Genomic DNA, 24,601 nt, shown 5'->3' with positions numbered 1-24,601 from the left:
GCTAGATGGTGACCGCCGCCGGGCGCTCGACCGTGGAGGCGATGGTGACCGCGCTGCCCGAGTGGGCCGAGGTTAGCACCGATTCCATGATCTCCAGCACGTGCAGGGCCAGGTCACCGCTGGCGCGCGGGGTCTGGTCGGCGGGGGTCGCGGCGAAGTCGTCCAGGCCGATGCCGCGGGAGGCTCCGGGGTAGCCAGCCGACACCGGCAGGGTCTCCCAGTCGTCCTCGCCCAGGCGGCGGATCCGCACGTCGCCCTCGAACCCGTTGGGGTCGGGGACGATCAGCGAGGCGGTTTCGCCGTGGATCTCGATATTCGAGGACCGGGTGGCCACCGCATCGAAGCTCATGAACAGGGTCGAGAGGGCCCCCGAGGCGTGGGTCAGGATCCCGGTCACATGCGAGTCGGTGGTCACCGGGATCACCTCGCCCGCGCGCGGTCCCGAACCGATGGTGCGCTCGGCGCGGGTGTGGCTTGCGGCCCCGATCACCCGGGTGACCGGGCCGAGCAGGCTGACCAGCGCGGTCACATAGTACGGTCCCATGTCCAGCAGCGGGCCGCCGCCGGGCGCATAGTAGAAGTCCGGGTTCGGGTGCCAGCGCTCGTGCCCCGGGGTGACCATCGTGGCGCTCGCCGAGATCGGCTTCCCGATCAGGCCCGCATCCACCGCCGCGCGGGCGGTCTGCACGCCGGTGCCCAGCACCGTGTCCGGCGCGCAGGCGACCCGAACCCCGGCGGCCTTGGCGGCGGCCAGGACCTCGACGCCCTCGGCGACGGTCGCCGTCAACGGCTTCTCCCCGTACACGTCCTTACCCGCGGCAATCGCTCGCAGTGCAATGTCGGCGTGCGCCCGCGGGATGGTGAGGTTGAGCACCACATCCACCTCGGGATCAGCCAGCAGCTCATCCACCGTGAGTGCGCGCACCCCGGGAACCGGGGCGGATTCGGCGACGCTGCGTGCACGATCCATGTCGAGGTCGGCCACCGCGACCAGGCGCAGGTGTTCCAGCGTGGGGAAGCTCGCCAGGTACTGGCCGGCAATCGCGCCGACCCCGACGATGCCCACGCGGGTGGGGGAAGTTACCGGCTGGCCCACAGCAGCCCCCGTTCGATGATCGTCTTCACATTGTCATCCTGCAGAATCTCCACCCGGTGACCGGGGGTGCTCACAAAGATGCGTCCCCGGCCCCACTGGCGGGTCCAGATGGCGGGGGAGGTGACCGGACGGGTCCAGGCATCCCACTCGCGCACGGCCTGCGTGGTGGTGGCCAGCACGTCGTTGTAGTCATCGGCGAGGACCCAGTACTGCTCGGTCACCAGGTTGAAGTCGGTAATCCCGGCAACGATCGGGTGATCGGCGGCCTCGGGCACAATGTTGATGGTGTGCGGCACATAGTTGTCGGACTGTTCACCGGTGTGGGTATCCGGGTGGTTACCCGGGTGGCAGGCGAACTGGCCGCCGATCAGCTGCAGATAGTCGGAGTTGTTGCGGTAGGAGTCGGCGATGCCGCCGTGCCAGCCGGCGAGTCCGGTGCCGGCCTCCACCGCGGCGCGCAGACCCTCAAACTCCTCCTTCTCGATCGTGGTCATGGTGTTGCACTGCACAATCAGATCCACGGTGGCGAGGTAGTCGGCATCGGCATAGACGGCCGTGGATTCCTCGATCCGCACGGTATAGCCGTTGTCTTCGAGGAAGGGGATAAAGAGGTTGGTGGCCTCGACGGGCTGGTGTCCGTCCCAGCCGCCGCGCACCACGAGGGCGTTTTTCATGGGTGTACTTTCCTTTGGGGGTTACCGGGAAACCGGGGTATAGATGCTGTGATCGGCCGAGCTGCGTTCGACCGCGTCCAGTACCCGCTGCACGCCGAGGGCGTCGCGGAAGGAGGGGGTGGGGGAGGTGCCGGCACCGATCGCGGTGACCAGGTCCACCACCTGGTGGGTGAAGCCGTGCTCGTAGCCCAGGCCGTGTCCGGCGGGCCACCAGTTGGCGGTGTAGGGATGGACCGGCTCGGTCACGATGATGCGCTGGAATCCCTGGGTGTGGGCGGGCGCGGTGCCGTCGAAGAATTCCAGTACGTTCATGTCCTCGAAGTCGAAGGCCAGCGAGCCCAGCGTGCCGTTGATCTCCAGGCGCACGGCGTTCTTCCGCCCCAGCGCGAAGCGGGTGGCCTCGAAGATGCCCACCGTGTTGTCGGTGAAGCGGGCGGTAAACAGGGCCGCATCATCCACGGTCACCTCGGCATACTCGCCGTCCGTCGCGCCGGAGCCGCCGAGGCCCACGTGCTCGCCGCCCACCGGGCGACGGGTCACAAAGGTCTCCAGCACCGCCGAGACCCCGGCGATATCGGTGCCGGTCACGTACTGGGCGGCATCGATGATGTGGGCACCGATGTCCCCGAGCGATCCCGACCCCGACTTGGTTTTGTCCAGCCGCCAGGTCATCGGGGCATTCTCATCGCTCAGCCAGTCCTGGAGGTACTGCGCGCGCACCTGGCGCACGGTCCCCAGGCGTCCCTCGGCCACCAGCTGGCGGGCCAGGGTCAGCGCCGGGGTACGACGGTAGGTAAACCCACACATCGAGAAGACCCCGCGGGATGCGGCGTCTTCGGCGGCCGCGGTCATCTCCTCGGCCTCGGCCACGGTGTTGGCCAGCGGCTTTTCACACAGCACGTGCTTACCGGCGGCGAGGGCCGCCAGGGCGATCTCGCGGTGGGTGTCCCCGGGGGTGCAGATGTCGATCAGGTCGATATCGTCGCGCTCGATCAGCTCGCGCCAGTTGGTGGTCGACTCGGCCCAGCCGTACTTGGCCGCGGCGGCCGCGGTGGATGCGGGATTTCGACCGGCGATCACCGCGAGCTCGGGGGTGAGCGGCAGATCAAAGAACCGGGGGGCCGTGCGCCAGGCGTGCGAGTGCATGGCACCCATAAACGCGTGCCCGATCATGCCGACCCGCAGGGCGGGCGGGGGAGTGGTGGTCATGGTGTCCCTTTCTATTTTCCGAATCCGGCGGTGAGGCCGCTGAGCAGCTGGCGGCGACCGACGAGGTAGAGCGCCAGCAGCGGCAGCGTCGAGAGAATGACGCTGGCCAGGATCGCCGGGATGTTGATGGTGAACTCGCCCTGGAAAGCCCAGAGCGAGAGCGGCAGCACCCGGTTGTCCGGGCTCTGGGTCAGCACCAGGGGGAACAGGAATCCATTCCACACCTGCAGCCCCTGGTAGATACCGACGGTCATCAGCGCGGGCTTGGTGAGCGGGAGGGCGAGCCGCCACAGCATCTGCCAGTGCGAGCACCCATCCAGCCGCATCGACTCGAACAGCTCGGTGGGGACGTTGCGCATGAACGTGTTGAGGATGATGACCGAGAGTGGAATCGCAAACGCGATCGAGGGCAGGATCAGCGCGAGCAGCGAATCGTAGAGACCGGCCTTGGAGATCATGAAGTAGATCGGCACGATGGTCGCCTGGATCGGAATCGCCAGCCCCAGCAGGAACAGCGTGTTCGCCCCGTTGATGAACCTGCCCTTACCGCGCACCAGCGCATAGGAGGCCATAAATGAGACCAGCAGGATCGGGATCACCGAACCCACCGTGACCACGGCCGAGTTGATCAGGTAGCGCACAAACTGGTTTTCCAGGACCAGCGCGTAGTTCTCAAAGGTCGGGTTGGCCGGGGGGAGCAGCGGGTTGGTGGAGAAATAGTCCGACTGCTTCTTGAGGCTCGTGATGACCACGTAGTAGACCGGCAGGATAATGATGGCCAGCCAGATCCATCCGCCGAGTCCGGCCAGGAAGTTGGGCCGGCCCACCCCGCGGGAGGCCTCGGGGGAGCGACCGGCCGAGGCTGCGCGCGGGGTCGGGGCGCTCGCCGCGGTGCGAGCTTCGGCGCGGGTTTGGGTGGCGGTCATTATGCTCCCTCGGTCTGGTTTGCGCTGCGATCCTTGCCACCCAGTCGCTGCAGCATGAGTGCCAGCAGCAATCCGATGACCACCAGGATCACGCCGAGTGCGGCGGCCGCCCCCATGTCGTTGGAGCGGAATCCGGTGAGGTACATGTGCAGCGGCAGCAGGCGGGTGGAGTATCCGGGACCGCCGGCGGTGAGGATGAAGATCAGGTCAAAGTAGGTCAGCGAGCCCACGACCATCAGCGTGGAGGAGGTGATGATTGTGTACTTGAGCTGGGGCAGGGTGATGTGGAAGAACTGGGCGATGGTGCCCGCCCCATCCAGGCGCGCGGCCTCGTACATGCTGGCCGGAATCTGCCGCACGGCACCCTGGTAGATCAGCGTGTGGAAGGGGACAAACTGCCAGGCGATCACGAAGATCACCACAAACAGCACCAGATCGGGGTTTCCGAGCCAGTCTTGTGCGAGGGCGGGGATGCCCAGGCCTGCGCCCAGGCCGAAGTTCGGGTCCAGCAGGGCCTTGAAGGCGATAGCCACGGCGGCCGAGCTCAGCAGCAGGGGGATGAAGTAGAACACCGCGAGCAGTGCGCGGTAGCGCTGCTTGCCGGCCACGAAGGCACCCAGCAGAATGCTGATCGGGGCCTGCACAATATAGGAGAACACCATGATCTTGGCGGTGACCACCAGCGCATTGCCGGTGACCGGGTCCACCAGGACCTTGGCCCAGTTGGCAAAGCCCGCCCAGGTGATCGCCCCGATTCCGTTCCAGCTGGCCAGGCTCAGCGCGATCACGCCGACCAGCGGCACCACCGCAAAAATGACAAAAAAGACCAGGGCCGGGGCCACGAACCACCCCGAGGGGCCCGCGTCGTGGGCCCCTCGGTGACGCTTGGAAGTGATGAGCGTCATGATGATTACTTACCCAGGGTCTTGTTCATGTTGGTGGCGAACTCCTCGGGGGTGATCTTCTTCAGGAAGATCTGGTCCAGGTTAGTCAGCATCGCGTCGCCCTGGGTTGAGGGGAGGGCCTGGTCCCAGGAGAGCTGGAAGTGCGGCGCGTTGGAGGCCAGATTGTAGGTGAAGGTGAGGAAGTCGGCATCCTCGCTCTTCTTGAGCTGGTCCTCGACGCCGGTGACCACGGGGACCGAGCCGGTGTCGATCAGCTGCTTGGTGTACTCGGCGTCAAACATGCCGTCCTTGAGGTACGCCAGGGCCGCCTTCTTCTGCTCGGGGGTGGCCTTGCTGGACACCGACCAGAAGTTCGAGGGGTTGCCCACGATGTTCTGCGGGTCACCCACGCCGCCGGTCACCGCGGGGAAGGGGATGTAGCCGAGGTCGCCGTCCTTGACGAACTGCGGGGCGTCGGTCTTGAAGGTGGGGTAGGCCCAGGCACCCTGCATCAGCATCGCGGCCTTGCCGGTGTGCAGCAGGGCACGGTCGGCACCGGAGTCGGCGGCGATCGAGGAGAATCCGGTGACAAATCCGCCGGCATCCACCAGCTCCTGGATCTTGGTCAGTGCGGCCAGGACGGCGGGGTTGGACCAGGCGTCGGGCTTGCCGTCGATGATCGCCTGGAAGACCTCGGGTCCGCCGATGCGGTCGGTGAGGTACTGCAGCCACATCAGGTTGGGCCACTTGGACTGCCCGCCGAGGGAGAACGGGGCGATGCCCTTGTCCTTGAAGACCTTCACCAGGCTCATCAGGTCGTCCCAGGTCTTGGGCGGGGTGACCCCGGCCTCCTCGAAGACCTTCTTGTTGAAGTAGATCATGACGGGGGTATTGGCGTTGTTGGGCAGGGCGTAGGTTTTGCCATCCACTTGGCCGGTGGGCAGCACCGACTTGAGATAGCGATCGGCCACCTCGGGGTTCTCGGCGAGGAAGCTGCTGAGGTCCTCAACCTGGCCGGCTTCGACGTAGTCGCGCAGCACGCCGCCACCCCAGCTGTAGATAAAGGTGGGGCCCTCGCCGGCGCCGATGGCGGTGCGGACCTTGGTTTTATAGGCATCGTTGGCAAAGGAATCGAGCTTGATGCTCTCGGACTCGTGGGCCTTATTCCAGCGGGCCACGGAGTCGTTGATGATGGGCTCGGTGCCTCCGGCGAGGGTCCACATCGTGGCCGATCCCTCGGGGACGGAGTTGCCGGCGCTTCCGCAGCCGGTCAGGGTCAGGGCGAGAATGGCCGCCGTGGCCATCACGCTGGTCAGGGTACGTCGCTTCATGAGTGCTCCATTGCTTTCTCCGCGGCGCCAGTGCCGGGATATCGAAACTCGGACCGTGCGGTCTTGCCGAGGCAAAACGGCTGAGGTCGAACCTGAAGGGTGTTCCACCACCGTCTACGAAAACTTTTCGCAATTATTTAGGTGGAATACAGGTACTTTAGCCAGACGCCGCGGCGAAGGTCAAGGGTATTTGTTGGATAATTCGCGAAATTAATGCGTGGCGTTCCGTTTCGGGGGTCGGGGACGCTAAGCTGCGAGGCACCGAAAGATTTTCGAAGACCCGATCGAGGAGGCCCATGACTCACAAACGCGCAACGCTCGCGCAGGTAGCGGCGCAGGCCGGCGTCTCGATGGCCACGGTGTCCAAGGTCCTCAACGGACGCGATGACGTGGCGGCCGCGACCCGGAGTCGCGTTCAGTCGGTGATCGATGAGGTGGGATATGAGGCTCCGGGGCGTCGCCGGGAGGCCCCCGCGGGTCCACGCCTGATCGACTTTGTCTGCGAGGAGCTCGATAGCGACTACGCCCTCGAGGTGCTGCGCGGGGTGGTCGAGGCGGCGAGTGAGATCGACGTGGATATCGTGGTCTCCCAGGCGCGCACCGACCGGGTGGATAGCGGCGCGTGGGCGCGCCGCCTCGCCGACGCCGGGCGCACCGGCATGGTCCTGATCACCTCGCGGATGACCGTGGCCGAGCTGGCGGAGTTTCGTCGCCTGGGGATGCCCGTCGTGGTGGTGGACCCCTTCAGCCCGATCGACGAGGGTTTTGTGAGCGTGGGCTCCACTAACTGGGCCGGTGGACGCGCGGCAACCGATCACCTGGCCGACCTCGGGCATCGGCGCATCGCCTATATCGGCGGCCCCGAGATCGCCGAGTGCCACGTGGCCCGGTTGCACGGCTACCTCGCCTCCCTGCGCGCCCACGGCATCGAACCGCGCGCCGACTATGTGATTCCCGGAACCTTCCACACCGAATCCGGGGTGGCCGGTATGGCCGCCCTGATGGATCTGGCGGAGCCGCCCACGGCGATCTTCGCCGCCAGCGACAGCATCGCCGTGGGGGTCTTCGAGGAGGCCGCCCGGCGCGGGCTGCGCATCCCCGAGGACGTCAGCGTGATCGGGTTTGATGGGACCGCTCTCGGGCTGCGCACGATCCCGCCGCTGACCACCGTTGCCCAGCCGCTGCGCGATATCGGACACGCGGCCCTGCGCCTGGTGCTCGAACAGTCCCGCGACGGGTTGCTGGACTCGCACCATATGGAACTCGCCACCACGCTGGTCCCCCGCGCATCCACGGATGTGCCCGCGCGGGGGTAGCCCGGCCCGGGCGGCCTCGCCCCGTTTGGCCCGGTGGCGAGGCCTCCCGTCGGACAGCACCCCGGCTCGCGTCCTAGCGTCCCGGGTAGACCACGGTCTTGAGTGCGGATTCCCGGGTGCTGGCCTCCAGTGCGGTTTCAACCTCGGCGAGGCCGTACTTTCCGGTGACCAGACCGTCGAGATCTACCTTTCCGGCGGCGACCAACTCGATGCCCAGCGGCCAGGTGTTGGTGTAGCGGAAGATCCCGGTGACGATCAGCTCGTTGTTCTGAATAACCGACACCGGCAGCGTCATTTCCGGCGTGCCCAGGCCCACCAGGACCACGCGGCCCGAGGGGCGCACGGCGCGAATGCCCGAGGCGACGGCGGCGGTGGCACCCGAGGCATCCACGAAGGCGTCCACCCCGAGGGCGCTGACATCCTCCTCGCGCGGGTCGAGCACCCGGGTCGCCCCGAAGCGCAGGGCCTGCTCGCGGCGGCTCTGGCTGAGGTCGCTCACGATGACCTCGAGGGCCCCATAGGCGCGGGCAACCTGGGCGATGATCACGCCGATCGGTCCGGCCCCGGCGATCAGCACCCGCGATCCCGCGGTGAAGCCGGCCTTGCGGGCGGTGGCGATCCCCACCGAGAGGGGTTCGATCAGCGCGGCGGCCTCATCGCTCACCGAGTCGGGGACGTCGTGGGCGAAGTGGGACTGGATCACCGCGTACTCGGCAAATGCTCCGTCGATCGGCGGGGTGGCGTAGAACTCCATGTGCGGGTCGAGGTTGTAGTTACCCTCGAGGGTTTCGCGGGAGGTGGCGCTCGGGCGCTGCGGCTCGATCGAGACCCGCGATCCGATCCGGGCGGGATCCACGCCCGCACCCACCGCGGCGATCACGCCGGCGGATTCGTGACCGAGGATCATCGGGGCATCCACCACGAAGTCGCCGATGCGTCCCTCGTGGTAGTAGTGCACGTCCGAGCCGCAGATACCCACGGCGGAGATCTTGACCAGCACCTGGTCGGGGTCGAGGTGGGGGAGCGGGCGCTCCTCCAGGGTGATCTGGCGGGCTGCCTGGAGCACGCTGGCGCGCATGGAGGTGGGGAGCTGGGTCGTCGACATTGAGGATCCTGACGGGACGGGACACATTTGTTGTGTCAAACGGTAAATATCGTTACTGGGTACGATACCCCGCCGAGGCGCTCAGCGATAGACCCGTTTATCCGATTCCGGGCACGCAAAAACGCCCAGGATCATGTGGGGAGAAATCCTGGGCGTTTGTGTGAAAAATCTGGTGCGGGGAGATCCTTGCGGATTAGGAGGCGCGGCGTGCGCGAGCGGCACGACGCTTCAGTGCGCGGCGCTCATCCTCGGAGAGGCCACCCCAAACGCCCGAGTCCTGACCGGTCTCCAGCGCGTACTGCAGGCACAGCTCGGTGACGTTGCAACGACCGCAGACCGTCTTGGCCTTCTCGATCTGGTCAACGGCCGGGCCGGTGTTTCCTACCGGGAAGAAGAGTTCCGGGTCGGCTGTCAGGCAGGCAGCTTTATCGCGCCAGTCCATGGGGGTGCTCCTTTTTTGAATACGGTTCCCAACCAGCTAAGGTCGGTGTGAGGGGATCGTACCGAGTCTCAGAGGTCGCGAAACAATAAACGCGTTGGTGCCCACGACCCTGTGAGCGGCGACTCGGCCTCAAATATGGTCGCATATTGGTCACCACAGCGCAAGAGTTTTCTAAGGGTTTGTCCATGTCTCAGTCCGACGATACCGATCGTTCATCCGTCCCCGCCCCCTCCGGCGTGCACCCCAACCTGCGCTGGCTCAGTGTGATCCTCGGACTCGAGGCGCTGGCGATGATCCTGGTGACCGGCTGGCTGGTGGTGGATCTGTTCACCCAGCGGGCCACCTCGATGCCCACGGCGATCGCGCTCACCGTGCTGGTGGCCGCCGGTGCGCTGTGGGTGGTGTCCCTCTTTATCGCCTCGCTGCGCCTGGCGCGCTGGGTGCGGGCGGGCGCGCTGATCTGGCAGGTGTTGCAGTTGGCGATTGCCGTGGGGGCCTTCCAGGGCGAGACCGCGCAGCCGCTCGCGGGCATCGCGATCCTGATCCCCTCGGTCATCGCGATCGCGCTGCTGCTCTCCAAGCCCGTCACGGCGGTGCTGCGGCACGAGGATCCCGACGAGGAAGCTCGCTACCGCAGCCAGCGCCGCTAGTTCTGTTTGGCGGATGCCGCTGCCTGTGCCGGGGTTGTCACGGCGGAGCGGGCGGTGTTTTTGCGCGCCCGGAGGCGGTCGACGATCGGCTGCCCCAGCACGATGCCCACCAGGATCAGGACCAGTCCGAGAATCTGTTGCAGGGTGAGTGATTCGCCCGCCAGAACGGTGCCCAGCAGGACGCCGACCACCGGGTTGAGCAGGCCGATCAGGCCCACGCTGCCCGCGCTGAGGTGCTTGAGACCGGTGAACCAGGCGGTGTAGGCGAGCGCTGTGGCGAGGATCGAGACGTAGCCGAATCCCCACAGCATGTTCGGGGTGAGGGCCGGCGGTGCGCCCTCGACCAGGGCCGCCGCAGCCAGCAGGACCAGGCCCGCGGCGATCAGCTGCCAGGCGGAGAGCGAGAGTGGATCCACCTGTCCGGCCCAGCGCTTGGCGAGGACAAAGCCGAACGCGCTGAGGACCATGGCGGCCACCGAGGCCAGGACGCCGAGCGGGCTGATCTCGCCGCCGCCCCCACCCAGCATGATCGCGACGCCGGCGAGCCCGAGAATGGCCCCGACCACCGCGATGATCTTCGGGCGCTCGCGGATCAGCGCCCAGGCGACCAGCATCATCACGATCGGGCCGGTCGCCATGATCGTCGAGGCGATGCTGGTGGGCAACAGCTGGGCGGCGACGTAGACCAGGGCGAAGAACGCCCCCATGTTGATTGTGCCCAGCACGAGCGAGCGCCACCACCAGGATCCGCGCGGCAGTTTCCGGCTGATCGCCAGCAGGATCAGGCCCGCGGGCAGCGCGCGAATGGCCGATCCCCAGAGCGGGGAATCGGCGGGCAGCAGGTGCGCGGTGACGTAGTAGGTGGATCCCCAGAGGATCGGGGCGATCGCCGTGATCAGGATCCAGCGCAAATTAGTTTCCATGGAAGATACAGTAACACTTTCCGTGGAAACTATTTCCGGTTCTGGGTTAGGCTGGGGACATGACTTCCCCCGAGACCCCGGATCACGTCGACCGGATTCAGGCAGCCTGGGCCGCCGAGCGCCCGGACCTCGATGTCTCCCCGCTCGGCGTCATCGGAAGACTGCACCGCGTGGGCAGCTTCCTGATGGTGGACATCCTGGCCAATTACGCGCGCTTTGGCCTCGGCGAGGGCGACTTCGACGTGCTCGCCACGCTGCGCCGCGCCGGCACCCCCTTTGAGCGTTCGCCCTCGGATCTCGCCCACAACACCATGGTGACCACCGGCGCGATGACCAAGCGGGTGGACCGGTTGGAGCGCGCGGGCCTGATCACCCGGCGCACCGCCGAGGGCGATGCCCGCGGACGGGTCATCGCGCTCACCCCCGCGGGCAAGGAGCTCATCGACGCGGCCTACACCGCGCACGTGGCCGAGGAGCAGCGTCTCCTGGCCGGACTGGATGCACAGGATCGCGCGGATCTGGAGCGCATCCTGAGCGGCTGGCTGCGCCGGATCGAGGCCGAACGGACGCCGGAACCGGGCAGCACCGACCCCGAATAACAAAAACCGCCGCCGCCCGGTAATCGCCCGAATCACAAAACCTCGTCGCCGGAGCCTGCCAGACGCAACAAAAACCGGGCCGATCATTCAGATCGGCCCGGTTTTGTGTGTGCGGCACTTAGGCGTCGATGCCGAGCTTCTTGCGCAGGCTGGCCACGTGGCCGGTCGCCTTGACGTTGTACCAGGGCAGGGTCACCACGCCGTTTTCATCCAGCACCACGGTCGAGCGGATGGTGCCGAGGATGATCTTGCCGTAGTTGTTCTTCTCGCCGTAGGCACCGTAGGCCTGGTGCACCGCGAGGTTCTCATCGCTCAGCAGCGGGAAGGGCAGGTGGTCGCGCTCCTGGAAGGTCTTGAGCTTGCCGGGGGCATCCTTGGAGATACCGATGACCGTGTAGCCGGCGGCCCCGAGCGAGGCGATGTTGTCGCGAAAGTCGCAGGCCTGGGTCGTGCAGCCCGGGGTCATCGCGGCGGGGTAGAAGTAGAGGATGACCTTCTTGCCGCGCAGATCGGCGAGGTGAACGGGCTGGCCGTCCTGGTCGAGCAGGGTGAAATCGGGTGCGGTGTCGCCGAGTGCGAGACGAGGATAATCGGTCATGTCATAAGCCTACCCAGCACGGCCGACGGATTCGAGCGTGGGGTGTCGCAGACACGAAACGGGGCCGGGGAGTCTGTGCTCCCCGGCCCCGTTTCGTGAGTGCGTCCTAGCTCTCGGGCTCGGCGCGCTTGGCGAAGGTTTTCAGCAGGCGCTGCAGCGAGTCCAGGCGGGCGGGACCCGCCTCACCCAGCTCGCCCGAGGCGGCGGCCGCGGCGATCGCGCAGTCGGGGGCATCCTCGAGGTGCGTGCATCCGCGCGGGCAGGTGTCGGCCACCTGGGCGAAGTCGCCGAAGGCCTTGAGGATGTTGTCGGTGTTGATGTGGCCGAGCCCGAAGGAGCGCACACCCGGGGTATCGATGACCCAGCCCGCACCCTCGGAATCGGAGATCCGGTAGGACACCGTGGAGGAGGAGGTGTGTCGACCGCGACCGGTCACCGCGTTGACGTGCCCGGTGGCGCGCTGAGCGCTGGGAACCAGCGCGTTGACCAGTGTGGACTTGCCCACACCGGAGTGGCCCACAAACACGGTTGAGTGGCCGCGCAGGGCCGCATGGATCTCCTCGAGCGGCATCGAGTCGGTGCGACTGGTGAAGACCGGGATGTCCAGGCCGACAAAGTTCGCCAGGAACTCCTCGGGATCGGCCAGGTCGGTCTTGGTGACCACAAGCATCGGGGTGACCCCGGCATCGTAGGCGGCGATCAGGTAGCGATCCACCAGGCGGGCGCGCGGCTCGGGGTTGGCGGCGGCGACCACGATCAGCATCTGATCGGCGTTGGCCACGATGATCCGCTCGACCTCGTCGGTGTCATCCGCCGAGCGGCGCAGCAGTGTGCTGCGCTCCTGGATGCGGACGATCCGGGCCAGGGTACCGTCGTCCCCGGAGAGGTCACCCACGAGGTCGACCCGGTCGCCGGCGACGATGCCCTGCTTGCGCAGCTCGGAGGCGCGCGAGGCGGTGATGGTGCGCTCATCGGCACCGTTCTCGTCCACCATGACCTGGTAGCGGCCGCGGTCTACCGCGACGATTCGCCCGGTCTGGGCGTCGCTGTGGCTCGGCCGAACCTTGGTGCGCGGACGCGTGCCCTTGCGGTTGGGCCGGGTGCGGATCGAGGACTCATCGATGTAGTCATCGTCCTCATCGGGCCCGGAAACCTCATCCCACCAGCTCATGCGCGTGCCTTGGTGGGGCGGCCGATGCGGATCATGCCTGGACCGCCCGGGTCGGGTCCACGGTTCCGGCGAGCATGCGCGCCCACATCTGCGGGAAGTCGGGCATGGTCTTGGCGGTGGCACCGATGTTCTCGATCTCCACACCCGGGGTCACCAGGCCGATGATCGCGCCGGCGGTGGACATCCGGTGGTCCTCATAGCTCAGCCACTGGCCGCCGTGCAGCGGCTGCGGGGTGATCCGCAGGCCGTCCTCAAGCTCCTCAACCTGCCCGCCGAGACGTTCGATCTCGGTGCGCAGGGCCGCCAGACGGTCGGTCTCGTGGTGGCGAATGTGCCCGATGCCGGTGAGGGTGGTCGGGGTGGTGGCCAGCGCGGCCAGGGCGGCCAGCGGGGGAGCGAGCTCGCCGCCGGTGGTCAGGTCGATGTCGGCACCCACGATGGTGTCGGGGCCGGTGACGGTCAGCACGCCGTCGGCATAGGTGACGGTGGCACCAAACTGCGGCAGCAGCTCGGCCAGGTGCGCACCCACCTGGGTGGTCTCGGCGGGCCAGTTCGGCACCGACACGATTCCACCGGTCGCGACCGCGGCCACCAGGAACGGGGCGGCGTTGGAGAGGTCGGGTTCGATCGTGACATCCTGGGCGCGAATGGTCTGCGGGGCCACGATCCACTCGCCGGTGGCCGGGGAGGTGACCTCGACGCCGTGCTCGGCGAGCACCTTGATGGTCATATCGATGTGCGGGATGCTCGGCAGGCGCTCGCCTGTGTGCACCACGTGCACACCCTCGGTGAATGCCGAACCCGCCAGCAGCAGGGCCGAGACAAACTGGCTGGAGCTGGAGGCGTCGATCTCGATCCGGCCGCCGCGCACCTCACCGGTGCCGTGCACGGTGAAGGGCAGGGTGCCGCGGGCGTCATCGTTGATGTCGACCCCGAGCGCGCGCAGCGCCTGGATCAGCGTGTTCATCGGGCGGCGACGAGCCGACGCATCGGCGTCGATCGTGGTCGGTCCAAGCGCGAGCGCGGCCACGGGCGGCAGGAAGCGCATCACGGTGCCGGCCTGGCCGCAGTCCACGGTGGTCGAGCCCAGCAGCTCCTCGGCGGGCACAATTTTGAGGTCGTTGCCGAAGCCACCCTCGGTGGCCGGCGCCACCTCGGTGATGGTGACACCCAGGGCGCGCAGCGCGGCGACCATGTTGTCGCTGTCCTGCGAGTGCAGGGGCGCCCGCAGCAGGGTTGGGCCGTTGGCCAACGCTGCAATAATCAGCTCGCGATTGGTGAGGGACTTGGACCCCGGGAGGGGCACCGTGGCGCGGATTGGCGCGGATGCGACCGGTGCGGGCCAGTCTCCGGGCTCGCCTCCGGGGCGGTTGACACCGTAAATATCGAACTCGGGCGCGGAATACTGTGACTCAAGCATTGTTTACCTAATCTAGCGGCACTAAGCGAGGAAAGGTGGACGGGTGGTAGTTCAGACCCCGGTGCGGGACCAGTTTGCGGAGGTAATTGGCGACCTTCCAGACCCCGGGACCGCACTCGACGTAGACTGGGTTGCGATGTCAGAAGACGAAGTATCCCAGAATCCCCCCGCGGGCGACGACCCCCGGGCGTTGTTCGAGGAACAGGCACTGCCCTTCCTTGATCAACTCTATGGTGCCGCGATGCGGATGACAAAGAATCCACCGGACGCCCAGGACCTCGTGCAGGAAACCTTCGTGAAGGCCTATGCGGCGTTTGGTCAGTTCCGCCAGGGGACCAACCTCAAGGCGTGGCTGTACCGGATTCTCACCAACACCTACATCAACCAGTACCGCAAGAAGCAGCGCGAGCCCTATCAGGGCACGATCGATGATCTTGAGGACTGGCAGCTCGGCGGGGCCGAGTCCACCACCGCGCGCGCCTCGCGTTCGGCCGAGGCCGAGGCCATCGACCGGATGCCCGACAGCGCGGTGAAGGAAGCGCTGCAGGCGATTCCCGAGGACTTCCGTCTCGCCGTGTACCTGGCGGACGTGGAAGGCTTTGCCTACCAGGAAATCGCCGACATCATGAAGACCCCGGTCGGGACCGTCATGAGCCGACTACATCGGGGGCGTCGCCTCCTGCGCGAGTTACTCGCGGACTATGCAATCGAACGTGGGATTTCGATCCCCTCAGAGGCAAGGAGCGGTCAATGAGTGGAGACTGCGGCTGCGAAGCGGCCAAAACCAATTTGGAAGAGTATCTGCGTAACGAGGTCTGCAAGACCGACGCCGCGGACATCCGGGCGCACCTGGAAACCTGCCCGTCCTGCCAGGGGGAGGCGGATCTGTCCCGCACCCTGACCGAGGTCATCCAGCGTGCCTGCAAGGAATCGGCCCCGCAGGATCTGCGCGACCAGGTGCTCGAGCGCCTGCGCAGCATCCAGGCCTCGCACGGCTAGAAGCCCGGCACCCCACGCCAATAACAAAACGTCCGTCCCGTTGCCGGGGCGGACGTTTTGTTGTGTGCGGGAGGCGGGGCCTAGTGGCCCTGCTCCCCGGGGGAGAGTCGGATGTCCTCGTTGTCGAGCAGGTGCTGCACGGCCGCCAGGCGCGGGGAGCTGTAGTTTCCGGTCGAGCGGGCATCCAGCAGGGCGTTGCGCTGGGCATCGAGGATGACCCGGCGCAGGGCCCGGAACTCATCGCTGATACTCATGCCGTTCTCGGCATCCTCCTGCTCCACCTTGGCGGTCCACTCGGCACGCACGGCCGCCTGCTTGCGGGTGCGTTCGAGCAGCTCGGGGGAGAACTTCTTGCCGTCGGGGCGGCGCAGCTCGGGGCTGGCGAGGGCGGCCTCGCTGGCCTGGTTGATCTCGGCCATCAGCGACTGGAGTTCGCGCTGTTCGGCCTCGGCGGTGGGGCCCGAGACACCCAGCTTGCGGATCACCCAGGGCAGGGTTCCGCCCTGCAGCATCAGGGTGACAAATGCCACCGTGAAGGCGATCAGCACAAGCTCGGCCCGGTGTGGGGTATTGAGATCCAGCGACTGGGCGGCGGCCAGGGTGACCACGCCGCGCATCCCGGACCACGCGATCACCGTGCCACCCCGCCACCCCAGACCCTCGTTCGTGAGGAAGTTAATATCGGCGCTGCGGCGGGCAAGCAGGCGGCGGGCACGATCCTTGCGGGCATCATCCCAGCGTTCGCTGTCCACCTCCTCGATCTTTGACCGCACGCTCTCGATCCGTGGTTGCATCGCCGCCGCGCGGCGTTCCTCGGAGCGCAGGCCCCAGATCATCGGGGTGACAAACAGGAAGCGCAGGAGGATCAGGGTCGCGGTGATGATCAGGCCGATCGCGATGGTCCACCAGGTACCGGTGACCCCGGCTCGGGCGTCGCCGAGCAGGCTGTTGAGCTGCATTCCCATGACCAGGAACACGCCGTTTTCCAGCAGGAACTGGACCGTACGCCAGTTCAATCGCTCGCTCACCCGGTCCTGGGCACGGAAGTATCGGGCACCACGATGGCCGGTGATCAGACCCGCGACCACCACGGCCAGCACACCCGACGCGTGGAATTCCTCGGCCGGAATATAGGCCACGAACGGGACCACAAAGGACAGCGCGGTGTTGAGCACCGGATCGTTGATCTTCGAGCGGATCCACACGGTGACGTATCCGGCGATCACACCGATCACGATGGCCAGGGCCGCCGCATAGAGGAAGTCGCCCAGCGCGCCCCAGATCGAGACGGCGCCGGCGGTCGCGGCCACGGCCGTGCGCAGCAGCACCAGGGCCGATGCATCGTTGACCAGGCTCTCGCCTTCGAGGAGGGTGACCAAGCGGGTGGGCAGACCCAGCCGCTTGGCGATCGAGGTGGCGGCCACCGCATCGGTTGGGCTCACCACGGCGCCGAGGGCCACACCCAGGGCAAAGCCGAGGTCGGGGATCAGCGCGTTCATGATCAGACCCACCAGCAGCGCGGTCACGATGACCTGCACGATGGACAGCCAGCCGATCGGGCGCAGGTTCCGCCTAAAGTCCATCAGCGGGACGTTCACCGCCGAGGAGTACAGCAGCGGGGGCAGCACCACCACCAGGATGATCCACGGGTCGATGTGGAAGTCCGGCGGCAGCCAGGGCAGGAAGCTCATCCCCACACCCACCACCACCAGGATCAGCGGTGCCGCCACTCCCAGCCGGTTTGCGAAGACGCTCACCAGCACGAGAATGAACACACCAACCACGAGCATGAGCGCAAATTCCATTTGGTTAGTTTACGCTTCGTGGGTAAACGAACGGTAGCGTTGGGGCCGCCCGGCGCGAATCAGAGTCGCGGATCCACCGGCTCGGATTCCAATGCGAGAATGCCAAAAACCGCCTCGTGTACTCGCCACAGCGGCTCGCCCTGGACAAACCGGGTGAGCGCCTCGACGCCCAGCGCATGCTCGCGCAGCGCGAGGGAGCGCTTCTGGCCCAGGTGGCGATCGCGCAGCCGGGAAAGCTGGCCCGGATCGGTGTAGTCGGGACCGTAGATCAGGCGCAGATACTCGCGTCCGCGCACCTTGAGCCCGGGCTGCACGAGTCCGTGCTTATCGAAGCTGGTGCCCGCAAACGGCTTGACCACCATGCCTTCCCCGCCGGCCGCGGTCAGATCGAGCCACCAGGTGGTGGCGGCGGAAACCTCGTCGGGGTCGGCCGCGTTGATGCGCAGCCGCCGGGTGGTGCGGAACGTTGTCGGGTCGGCGGCGATCAGGGCGTCGGCGATGTCCAGGTGCCAGCCGTGATCGCGTTCATGGTGCACGGCGCCGCGGGAGGCAAGCAGCTGGAACGGGGCAAACTCCACCCCGTCCAGGCCCTCCACCGACCAGACATAACGGCGGTAGGCGGCGGCGAAGTCCTCGATGTGACCGAGCCGGGACGCGGTTCGCTCGGCCTCCTGCTCGACCTCGACCCCGCGGGCGAGGGCCCGGGCCAGGTCGGCCCCGGCGGCACCGAGGCTCGCCCGACCCGCGGCGGCGGTGGCCGCGTAGGTGCCGCGCAGAAGGTCCTCGGCCTTGAGCGACCAGGGCAGCAGCTCGCCATCCAGCAGCAGCCAATCGGTGTCGAGGGTGTCCCAGAGACCGGCGGTGTCGGCGGCGGCGCGGATCCGGCCCAGCAACACCTCGGTGGTGGCCGGGTCGAAGAAGGCGCGGCCGGTGCGGGTATAGATTGCGCCGGTGGTATCCGCGGTGGTGCCCAGCACGCGGGCGGCCGCTTCCGCGTCCCGGCACACCAGCACGTGGGCGCGGGAGCCCATGTGCTTCTCCTCGGCGATCAGATCGGTGATCCCGGCGGCCCGGTATCCGGCAAACGCCTCGGTCGGATACTCCAGGTAGCCCTCCTCGCGGCTGGTCTCCACGGGGGCCATGGTCGCGGGCAGGGTGGGCAGCAGGTTGGGGGAGAGCGCAAAGCGGCTCATGACCTCCAGGGCACCGGCGGCGTTGTCCGAGCGGATCGCGACCCGGCCGTGTAGTCCGGTCTCGATCGAGCGGCGGCCCAGGACATCGTCGAGGCGCAGCTCATCGGCGGCGCGCTCGCGGGGAGGGCGGGCGGCCCGGGCCCGACCGAGCAGCGATGCGTTCCCCAAAGCGGACCGATCCAGGGTTCCCGTCTCGGGGTGTGCGGGCGCCGTGGCCGGTCCCCGCCCCGCGGGCACCGGCACGTCCTCGGGGTCGCCCAGCGGACGCCGCGATTCGGCATAGACGCGCTCGGCCGGCACCTGGACGATCTCCCGCTCGGGATAGCGCAGCGCGCTCAGGGCGTTACCGAAGGCGCAGCCGGTGTCCAGACACAGCGTGTTGTTGACCCAGCGCGGGGTGAGCATCGGGGTGTGGCCGTAGAGCACCACGGCGGATCCGCGGTAGTCACGCTGCCAGGGCAGACGGATCGGCAGGCCGTACTCATCCACCTCCCCGGTGGTGTCCCCGTACAGCGCGAAGCTGCGCACCCGGCCCGAGCTGCGCCCGTGATAGGCCTCCTTGAGCCCCGCGTGGGCGACCACCAGGTTGCCGTCATCCAGCACCAGGTGCGAGACCAGCGAGTACAGCCAGGCGCGCACAGTGTCGGTGAACTCCTTCGGTTCGGCGGCGAGCTGGGCCAGAGTGTCGCCCAGCCCGTGTGACAGGTTGACCTTCTTGCCACCCAGCGCGTTGATCAGCGCCTGCTCGTGGTTTCCGGGCACCACCAGCGCATGGCCGGCGGCGTGCATGCCCATCGCCAGGCGCAGCACCCCGACCGAATCGGGGCCGCGATCCACCAGGTCACCCAGCAGGATCACCCGGCGTCCCAGGGGATGTTCGGCATCGATGGGGCGACCGGCATTATCTCGGGTGAGGGTATAGCCCAGGGTGGTGAGCAGGGTTTCCAGCTCGCTCAGGCAGCCGTGCACGTCGCCGATCGCGTCGAAGGGTCCGTGCTGATCGGTCAGATCGGTGCGCAGTTTCTCGCGCACAATGACAGCGGCATCCGCCTCCTCGGGGGAGGAGAGCACGTGAACACCGCGCAGACCCTCACGGCCCATCGATTTACGGGAGCGGCGGAGGGCATCGCGCTGTCGGGTGATGACCGCGTCGGAGTTTTGGCGGTCGGGGCGAAGGCGGTTGCGTTCGCGGCAGACCTGCTCGGGCATGTCCAGAACAATTGCGACCGGGAGCACGTCGTGGGCGCGGGCCAGGTTGATCAGCGAGGCGCGTGAGCCGGGCTGCACGTTGGTGGCATCCACCACGGTGAGCCGGCCGGCGGCCAGGCGCTTGCCCACGATGTACTCGAGTACGTCGAAGGCGTCCTTACTGGCCGACTGATCGTTTTCGTCCCCGGCGACCAGGCCGCGACAGAAGTCGCTGGACACCACCTCGAACGGGGCAAACTTCTCCCGCCCGAACGTCGACTTTCCCGAGCCGGAGGCACCGACCAGCAGGACCAGCGACACCTCGGGGATGCGTACCTCGATCGGTGTGATGGACTCGCTCATGCGGTTGCTCCTCGGAAGACGGTGGGGAGGGGACTGACGGTGCTCATGCGGTGCCCGCCCGGGTAGTGGTAGCCGGGCAGAGGTGCCGGGTGGGTGCTCATGCGGTGCCCGCCCGGGTGAAGGTTGCGAGCTGGGTCGGGGCACCCGTGGCGGGATCCTCGGGGCCCAGGCCCGAATAGGCCACCCGGTAGCCATGTTCGGCGGCCACCCGTTCGGACCAGTTGGCAAACTCGGCGCGGGTCCACTCGAAGCGGTGATCGGTGTGCCGGAAGGCCCCGGGGGCCAGGCCCGGATAGTGCACGTTGTACTCGGCATTCGGGGTACTCACCAGCACGTGGGCGGGCCGGGCATGGGCAAAGACGGCGAGTTCGAGCCGGGGCAGGCGCTCGGCGTCCAGGTGTTCGATGACCTCCATCAGCACCATCGCGTCGGCCCCGGCCAGGCGGTCATCCCGGTAGGTGAGGGAGGACTGGACGAGCTCCAGCCGCGCACGCTGCGTCTCGGGCATCCGGTCCAGGCCCAGCGCGCGTTCTGCCTGGGCGAGCACGCTCGGGGACACGTCGGCACCGATCACGCGGGTGAAGCGGGCATCACGCAGTAGGACGTTCAGCAGCGCACCCTGGCCGCAGCCCATGTCGACCACGGTGGACACCGGCAGTTCGCGCAGCCGGGCCAGGATGCCGTCGCGCCGCTCGCGGGCGAGGGAGATGCGCGGGGCGGCGCTCGCCGCGGGGTCGGTCACCCTTGCTGCGGGACCGGTCTTGTTAGCCGCGGAACCGATCGCGCTCGCCGCGGCACCGGTGGCCGGCGTGGCCAGTGCACCCGGTGTGCCTTGAGCGTCCGGTGCGTTCGAGACCCCCTGTGCGTTCCAGGCACCAGGTGTACCCGGTGCGTCCGCCACCCCATCCAGGGCCGCGATCGCCTCGTCCACATACTCACCCTGATGGATGAGCGCGCGGCGCAGGATCAGCTCGCGCCGGGGGTGGCTCGCGAGCCAGTCGCCGCCGTGACGCAGCAGGGTCTGGGTTTCGCTCTGATCCACCCAGTAGTGCTTGGCACCGTCGAGCACCGGCAACAGGACGTAGAGCTGGCTGAGGGCGCGGGCCAGCACGATGTCCTGTTCCAGGACCACCCGGCGCACCGCGGCCGAGCCCCAGGCGGGGATCTCGGGATCCAGCGGCACCTCGGTCTCGCTCACCCGCCATCCCAGCGGCTCAAACAGCTCGCGAATCAGGGTGTCGCCGGGGAGCGCGGGAATCTCGAAGCGCAGCGGAAGCGGGATGTCCACGATGTCCGCACGGGCCGTGGAGTTCCCGGCAAACGCGGTGGAGAAGCTCTGCCGCAGCGCGACCGCGAGCAGCGAGTTGGCGGCGTAGGGCCGGTCGTTTACATACTGGCCGAGGGTAAACGAATCCCGCGCGGCTCCCTGACCGCGCACCAGCCCGATCGGGTCGACCTCAAGCAGCAGCCCGACGGTGGCGCGATCGGGCTCGAAGACCGGGGTAAACACGGTGGCGGTGCTGCCATTCTTTTCGCGCCGATGCACCCGATCGGGGTGCTTGTGCAGGAGGTGGTTCAGCCCCGAGGCGTGGGCACCGGTGAGGGTGATCGACAGGTACATGCGGCCATTCTTGCACGCGGTGTTCGGGGCTCGGGGATGCCCGCCGAAAATGTCATATTTCGACCTACGGGGCAATATTACCGCGAGTTTCGAAGAACCTTTCTCCAATCGCGGACTAAGTACGGTAATGTGCGAGAACCCACGCTTTCAGGAGGCCCCGTGACCGCGAATCCCGTCCCCACCGCATCGGTCGAACCGCGTCAGGCGGTGCCCGCGGAACCGGTGGTGCCCGGGCGTCGCGGGGGTGGCAAGGCCGCCGCCGCGCAGAACGCCGGGGCGAGCGCCGGGTCCCTGTTCCACCTGATTCGGACCGGGCAGGCCTCCTCCCGCGCCGAACTCGCGCGCCTGTCCGGCGTCTCGGCCTCCACGGTCGCGATGCGGGTGGAGGAGTTGATCGCCGCCGGCTACCTCGAGGAAACCGGTAAGGGGGAATCCACCGGTGGGCGCAAGCCCCGCTCGCTGTCGCTCAAGGTGGGCAATCAGGTGGTTGTCGGCATCGACCTGGGGGAGCATCATGCGTCCCTCGGGGTCATGGATCGTCGCGCCCGGCTGATCGCCCAGTCCCTGGAAACCGTCTCGCTTATCGACGGTCCCGAGGCCGTGGTGCGCCAGCTGGTCGAGCGCAGTCGGGCGCTGGTGGCCGAGGCCGGGGAGGGCCTGGAACTCGCCGGCATCGCGATGGGACTGCCGGGCCCGGTGGACTCCCGCACCGGAAAGCTGGTGGCGCCCTCGCGGATGCCCGGCTGGAACGGGGTCGCCGTGCGCGAGCTGCTGGAGTCCTACTCGGGACTGCCCGCGCGGGTGGACAATGACGCCAACATCATGGCGCTGGGGGAGTACGTCTACCGCGGCCAAAATATTGACAACCTGGTGTTTGTCAAAGCCGGAACCGGCATCGGCTGCGGCGTGATCGCCTCGGGTGCCCTGCACCGCGGGTTCCGCGGGATCGCCGGGGATATTAGCCACGTCTCGCTAAGCGATGCCGAGCCGATCCCCTGCTCCTGTGGGCGCCTGGGCTGCCTCGACGTGATCGCCAGCGGATCGGCGATCCTCGATTCGCTGCGTGAGGAGGGGGTCGAGGTCGAGTCGATGAACGAGCTGATCGCGATTGCCCGCGACGCCCACCCCCTGGCCACCCGCTACCTGCGCGATGCCGGACGCCGCACCGGCGAGGTGCTGGCCACCATCGTCAACTTCTTCAATCCCGAGGCGCTGGTGCTCGGCGGCAAGCTCTCCCAGTCCGAGGCGTTTGTGGCCGGGGTGCGCCAGGCGATCTATACGCAGTGTCTCCCGATGGCCACCGACTTCCTCGACGTCTCGGTGAGCGAGATCGGCTGGACCGGCGGCGTGCAGGGGATCGGCTGGGCGCTGCTGGAGGAGATTGTGGACCCGGCTCGGATCGATGCGGAGCTGCGCGCCAACGCAAGTTAATTTGATTTCGTAGAAACTTAATCCAATTAATTGGAGATATATTACGTGCTTGTTACGTTTTTGGAGATTTGCCCGTCCGGGCTTGCTCGATCGCCCAAGTGAACCGATGCTGGGGATATGAGCACTTCCGCCCCCACTCTCCCGCGCATCGCGATCGCCGGCTTCGCCATCGAGTCGAGCACGTTCTCCCCGCACCGCGCCGACTTCCGCGACTTCCCGATCGTCACCGGCGACGCCCTCGTGAACCGCTATGCCTCGATCGCCCCCGGCACCGAACTGCGCGACGCCGCGCAGTGGCTGCCGGTGCTCGGTGCCCGCGCCATTCCCGGTGGTCCGGTCCTGGCACACGTCTACGCCAGCATCCGCGCCCAGATCCTCGACGGGCTCGCCGCGCTGCTGACCGAGGGGCCGCTGGACGGCCTCTTCCTCGACATCCACGGTGCCATGAGCGTGGATGGCATGGACGACGCCGAGGGTGACTTCGTCTCGGCCGTGCGTGCCCTGGTGGGTCCCGATACCGTGATCTCGGCGGCGATGGACCTGCACGGCAACGTGACTCGGCCGTTGCTGGACGCCGTCAACCTGATTACCTGCTTCCGCCTGGCCCCGCATGAGGACGCCTGGGAGACCCGCGACCGCGCGATCATCAACCTGGTGGACGCGCTGCGCGAGGGTCGTACCCCGCTCAAGGCCTGGGTGCGCGTGCCGATCCTGCTGCCCGGGGAAAAGACCAGCACCCGGGTCGAGCCCGCCAAGAGCCTGTATGAGCGGATCCCGGCAATCGAGGCGCTGCCCGAGGTTGTGGACGCGGCCATCTGGGTCGGTTACGCCTGGGCCGATGAGCCCCGCTGCAACGCGACCGTCGTGGTCACCGGTTATGACCGCGAGGTCATCGCCGCCCGCGCCCACGAGCTGGCTCGTGCCTTCTGGGACGTGCGCGACGAGTTCGAATTTGTGGGTCCCCCCGGAACCCTCGCCGAGGGTGTGGACGCGGGCCTGGCTAGCGCGACCCACCCCTACCTGATCAGCGACTCGGGCGACAATCCCGGCGCCGGCGGCACCGGGGACGTGACCTGGACCCTGACCCAGCTGCTCGCCGACGAGCGGCTGACCGACGAAGACTCTCCGATCACCCTGTGCGCCTCGGTCTTTGACCGCGAGGCCCTGGATGTGCTCGCCCAGACCCCGATCGGTGCCCCTGTCGACATTTCGGTGGGTGCCCGCGTGGACTCCGGTCCCGCCGGCCCCGCCCGCGTGGTGGGCATCCTGCACTCGCTCCACGAGGGTGATCCGGCCGCCGGCCGCATCGCCGTCATCCGGGTGGGCGGGCTGCACGTGATCGTGACCGAATTCCGCAAGGCATATCACGCGGTGACCGACTTCACGGCGATCGGGCTCTCGCCCGCCGACGCCCAGATTGTGGTCACCAAGATCGGGTACCTGGAACCCGAACTCTACGATGTGCAGCGCGGATGGACCCTCGCCCTGACCCCGGGCGGCGTCGACCAAGACCTCGAACGTCTCGGCCATCACCGGATCGACCGGCCGATGTTCCCCTTCGATACGTTCGCTCAGGACCCCGCACTCGAAGCAGTGATCCTGCCATGAGTGCACATAAAATCGAGCTCGGCAGACACCGAATTCCGGTGATTCTGCC

Annotated in this window: 22 protein-coding genes; 7 read left to right on the top strand and 15 right to left on the bottom strand. The window is 67.5% G+C overall.

Annotated features, from left to right (window positions below; genetic code table 11):
- Position 1 precedes the first annotated feature (1 nt).
- From C7C57_RS12470 to C7C57_RS12445, 6 genes are read right to left on the bottom strand one after another with little or no spacing between them, the layout of a single operon-like run.
- Positions 2-1,096 (bottom strand): Gfo/Idh/MocA family protein, encoded by a 1,095-nt coding sequence (locus C7C57_RS12470; RefSeq protein ID WP_187976677.1) that lies wholly within the window; start codon positions 1,094-1,096, stop codon positions 2-4.
- Positions 1,081-1,770, bottom strand: a complete 690-nt coding sequence (locus C7C57_RS12465; protein ID WP_187976676.1) for a ThuA domain-containing protein — start codon at positions 1,768-1,770, stop codon at positions 1,081-1,083. The genes C7C57_RS12470 and C7C57_RS12465 overlap by 16 nt, the downstream gene beginning before the upstream one ends.
- Before the next feature lie 21 nt (positions 1,771-1,791).
- Positions 1,792-2,979: a Gfo/Idh/MocA family protein gene (locus tag C7C57_RS12460; RefSeq protein WP_187976675.1), complete on the bottom strand. Its 1,188-nt coding sequence runs from the start codon at positions 2,977-2,979 to the stop codon at positions 1,792-1,794.
- A gap of 11 nt (positions 2,980-2,990) precedes the next feature.
- The gene (locus C7C57_RS12455; protein ID WP_187976674.1) at positions 2,991-3,905 is read right to left on the bottom strand and encodes a carbohydrate ABC transporter permease; all 915 of its coding nucleotides are present in this window, start codon (positions 3,903-3,905) and stop codon (positions 2,991-2,993) included.
- A complete protein-coding gene (locus tag C7C57_RS12450; RefSeq protein WP_121689207.1) occupies positions 3,905-4,810 on the bottom strand; it encodes a carbohydrate ABC transporter permease in 906 nt (301 codons plus the stop codon). Before C7C57_RS12450 ends, C7C57_RS12455 begins: the two co-directional genes overlap by 1 nt.
- A gap of 5 nt (positions 4,811-4,815) precedes the next feature.
- Complete coding sequence (locus tag C7C57_RS12445; protein WP_187976673.1) at positions 4,816-6,120, bottom strand: ABC transporter substrate-binding protein; 1,305 nt, start codon at positions 6,118-6,120, stop codon at positions 4,816-4,818.
- 296 nt (positions 6,121-6,416) lie between these two features.
- On the opposite strand from C7C57_RS12445, the gene C7C57_RS12440 reads away from it, so the two are divergent.
- Positions 6,417-7,436 (top strand): LacI family DNA-binding transcriptional regulator, encoded by a 1,020-nt coding sequence (locus tag C7C57_RS12440; protein ID WP_187976672.1) that lies wholly within the window; start codon positions 6,417-6,419, stop codon positions 7,434-7,436.
- Between the two features lie 73 nt (positions 7,437-7,509).
- Here C7C57_RS12440 and C7C57_RS12435 read toward each other — a convergent pair whose 3' ends face one another.
- Positions 7,510-8,541, bottom strand: a complete 1,032-nt coding sequence (locus tag C7C57_RS12435) for an NAD(P)-dependent alcohol dehydrogenase (protein WP_223144752.1) — start codon at positions 8,539-8,541, stop codon at positions 7,510-7,512.
- Positions 8,542-8,734: 193 nt separating this feature from the next.
- Positions 8,735-8,983, bottom strand: coding sequence for a WhiB family transcriptional regulator (locus C7C57_RS12430; protein ID WP_030148928.1), 249 nt, complete (start codon positions 8,981-8,983; stop codon positions 8,735-8,737).
- Positions 8,984-9,168: 185 nt separating this feature from the next.
- Here C7C57_RS12430 and C7C57_RS12425 point away from each other — a divergent pair, with 185 nt between their 5' ends.
- The gene (locus C7C57_RS12425) at positions 9,169-9,633 is read left to right on the top strand and encodes a hypothetical protein (protein ID WP_051701940.1); all 465 of its coding nucleotides are present in this window, start codon (positions 9,169-9,171) and stop codon (positions 9,631-9,633) included.
- Here the strand turns inward: C7C57_RS12425 and C7C57_RS12420 are convergent.
- The gene (locus C7C57_RS12420; RefSeq protein ID WP_187976671.1) at positions 9,630-10,556 is read right to left on the bottom strand and encodes a DMT family transporter; all 927 of its coding nucleotides are present in this window, start codon (positions 10,554-10,556) and stop codon (positions 9,630-9,632) included. The two genes, C7C57_RS12425 and C7C57_RS12420, sit on opposite strands and share 4 nt — an antisense overlap.
- Before the next feature lie 59 nt (positions 10,557-10,615).
- Here C7C57_RS12420 and C7C57_RS12415 point away from each other — a divergent pair, with 59 nt between their 5' ends.
- Entirely contained in the window at positions 10,616-11,155 is a 540-nt protein-coding gene (locus C7C57_RS12415) for a MarR family winged helix-turn-helix transcriptional regulator (RefSeq protein WP_187976670.1), read from the top strand.
- Between the two features lie 118 nt (positions 11,156-11,273).
- Here the strand turns inward: C7C57_RS12415 and bcp are convergent, their stop codons facing one another.
- From bcp to aroA, 3 genes are all read right to left on the bottom strand, one after another.
- Positions 11,274-11,753, bottom strand: a complete 480-nt coding sequence (bcp, locus tag C7C57_RS12410; protein WP_030148924.1) for a thioredoxin-dependent thiol peroxidase — start codon at positions 11,751-11,753, stop codon at positions 11,274-11,276.
- A gap of 106 nt (positions 11,754-11,859) precedes the next feature.
- Positions 11,860-12,924: a ribosome small subunit-dependent GTPase A gene (gene rsgA / locus C7C57_RS12405; protein ID WP_121689194.1), complete on the bottom strand. Its 1,065-nt coding sequence runs from the start codon at positions 12,922-12,924 to the stop codon at positions 11,860-11,862.
- 31 nt (positions 12,925-12,955) lie between these two features.
- Complete coding sequence (aroA, locus tag C7C57_RS12400) at positions 12,956-14,344, bottom strand: 3-phosphoshikimate 1-carboxyvinyltransferase (protein WP_187976669.1); 1,389 nt, start codon at positions 14,342-14,344, stop codon at positions 12,956-12,958.
- A gap of 136 nt (positions 14,345-14,480) precedes the next feature.
- On the opposite strand from aroA, the gene C7C57_RS12395 reads away from it, so the two are divergent.
- Positions 14,481-15,098: a sigma-70 family RNA polymerase sigma factor gene (locus C7C57_RS12395; protein WP_051701974.1), complete on the top strand. Its 618-nt coding sequence runs from the start codon at positions 14,481-14,483 to the stop codon at positions 15,096-15,098.
- On the top strand, positions 15,095-15,343 hold the full coding sequence (gene rsrA, locus C7C57_RS12390) for a mycothiol system anti-sigma-R factor (RefSeq protein WP_030148920.1): 249 nt from the start codon (positions 15,095-15,097) through the stop codon (positions 15,341-15,343). The genes C7C57_RS12395 and rsrA overlap by 4 nt, the downstream gene beginning before the upstream one ends.
- A gap of 80 nt (positions 15,344-15,423) precedes the next feature.
- On the opposite strand, the gene C7C57_RS12385 is transcribed toward rsrA, so the two are convergent.
- From C7C57_RS12385 to C7C57_RS12375, 3 genes are all read right to left on the bottom strand, one after another.
- The gene (locus C7C57_RS12385) at positions 15,424-17,148 is read right to left on the bottom strand and encodes a sodium:proton antiporter (RefSeq protein ID WP_187976668.1); all 1,725 of its coding nucleotides are present in this window, start codon (positions 17,146-17,148) and stop codon (positions 15,424-15,426) included.
- Between the two features lie 59 nt (positions 17,149-17,207).
- Positions 17,208-19,892 carry an AAA family ATPase gene (locus C7C57_RS12380; RefSeq protein WP_187976667.1) on the bottom strand — a complete coding sequence of 895 codons (2,685 nt, stop codon included), beginning with the start codon at positions 19,890-19,892 and terminating at the stop codon, positions 17,208-17,210.
- Between the two features lie 97 nt (positions 19,893-19,989).
- A complete protein-coding gene (locus tag C7C57_RS12375; protein ID WP_187976666.1) occupies positions 19,990-21,513 on the bottom strand; it encodes a methyltransferase domain-containing protein in 1,524 nt (507 codons plus the stop codon).
- Positions 21,514-21,672: 159 nt separating this feature from the next.
- Between C7C57_RS12375 and C7C57_RS12370 the strand changes: the two genes are divergently transcribed.
- Both C7C57_RS12370 and C7C57_RS12365 read left to right on the top strand, forming a co-directional pair.
- Positions 21,673-22,944: an ROK family transcriptional regulator gene (locus C7C57_RS12370; RefSeq protein WP_255505675.1), complete on the top strand. Its 1,272-nt coding sequence runs from the start codon at positions 21,673-21,675 to the stop codon at positions 22,942-22,944.
- 117 nt (positions 22,945-23,061) lie between these two features.
- Positions 23,062-24,552 (top strand): M81 family metallopeptidase, encoded by a 1,491-nt coding sequence (locus tag C7C57_RS12365; protein ID WP_187976664.1) that lies wholly within the window; start codon positions 23,062-23,064, stop codon positions 24,550-24,552.
- The last annotated feature ends 49 nt before the right edge of the window (positions 24,553-24,601 follow it).

Source organism: Mycetocola sp. JXN-3 (assembly GCF_014522285.1).
Classification (GTDB): domain Bacteria; phylum Actinomycetota; class Actinomycetes; order Actinomycetales; family Microbacteriaceae; genus Mycetocola; species Mycetocola saprophilus.
The sequence above is the reverse complement of the archived record's forward strand: the minus strand, read 5'-3'. Positions and strand labels throughout refer to the sequence as shown.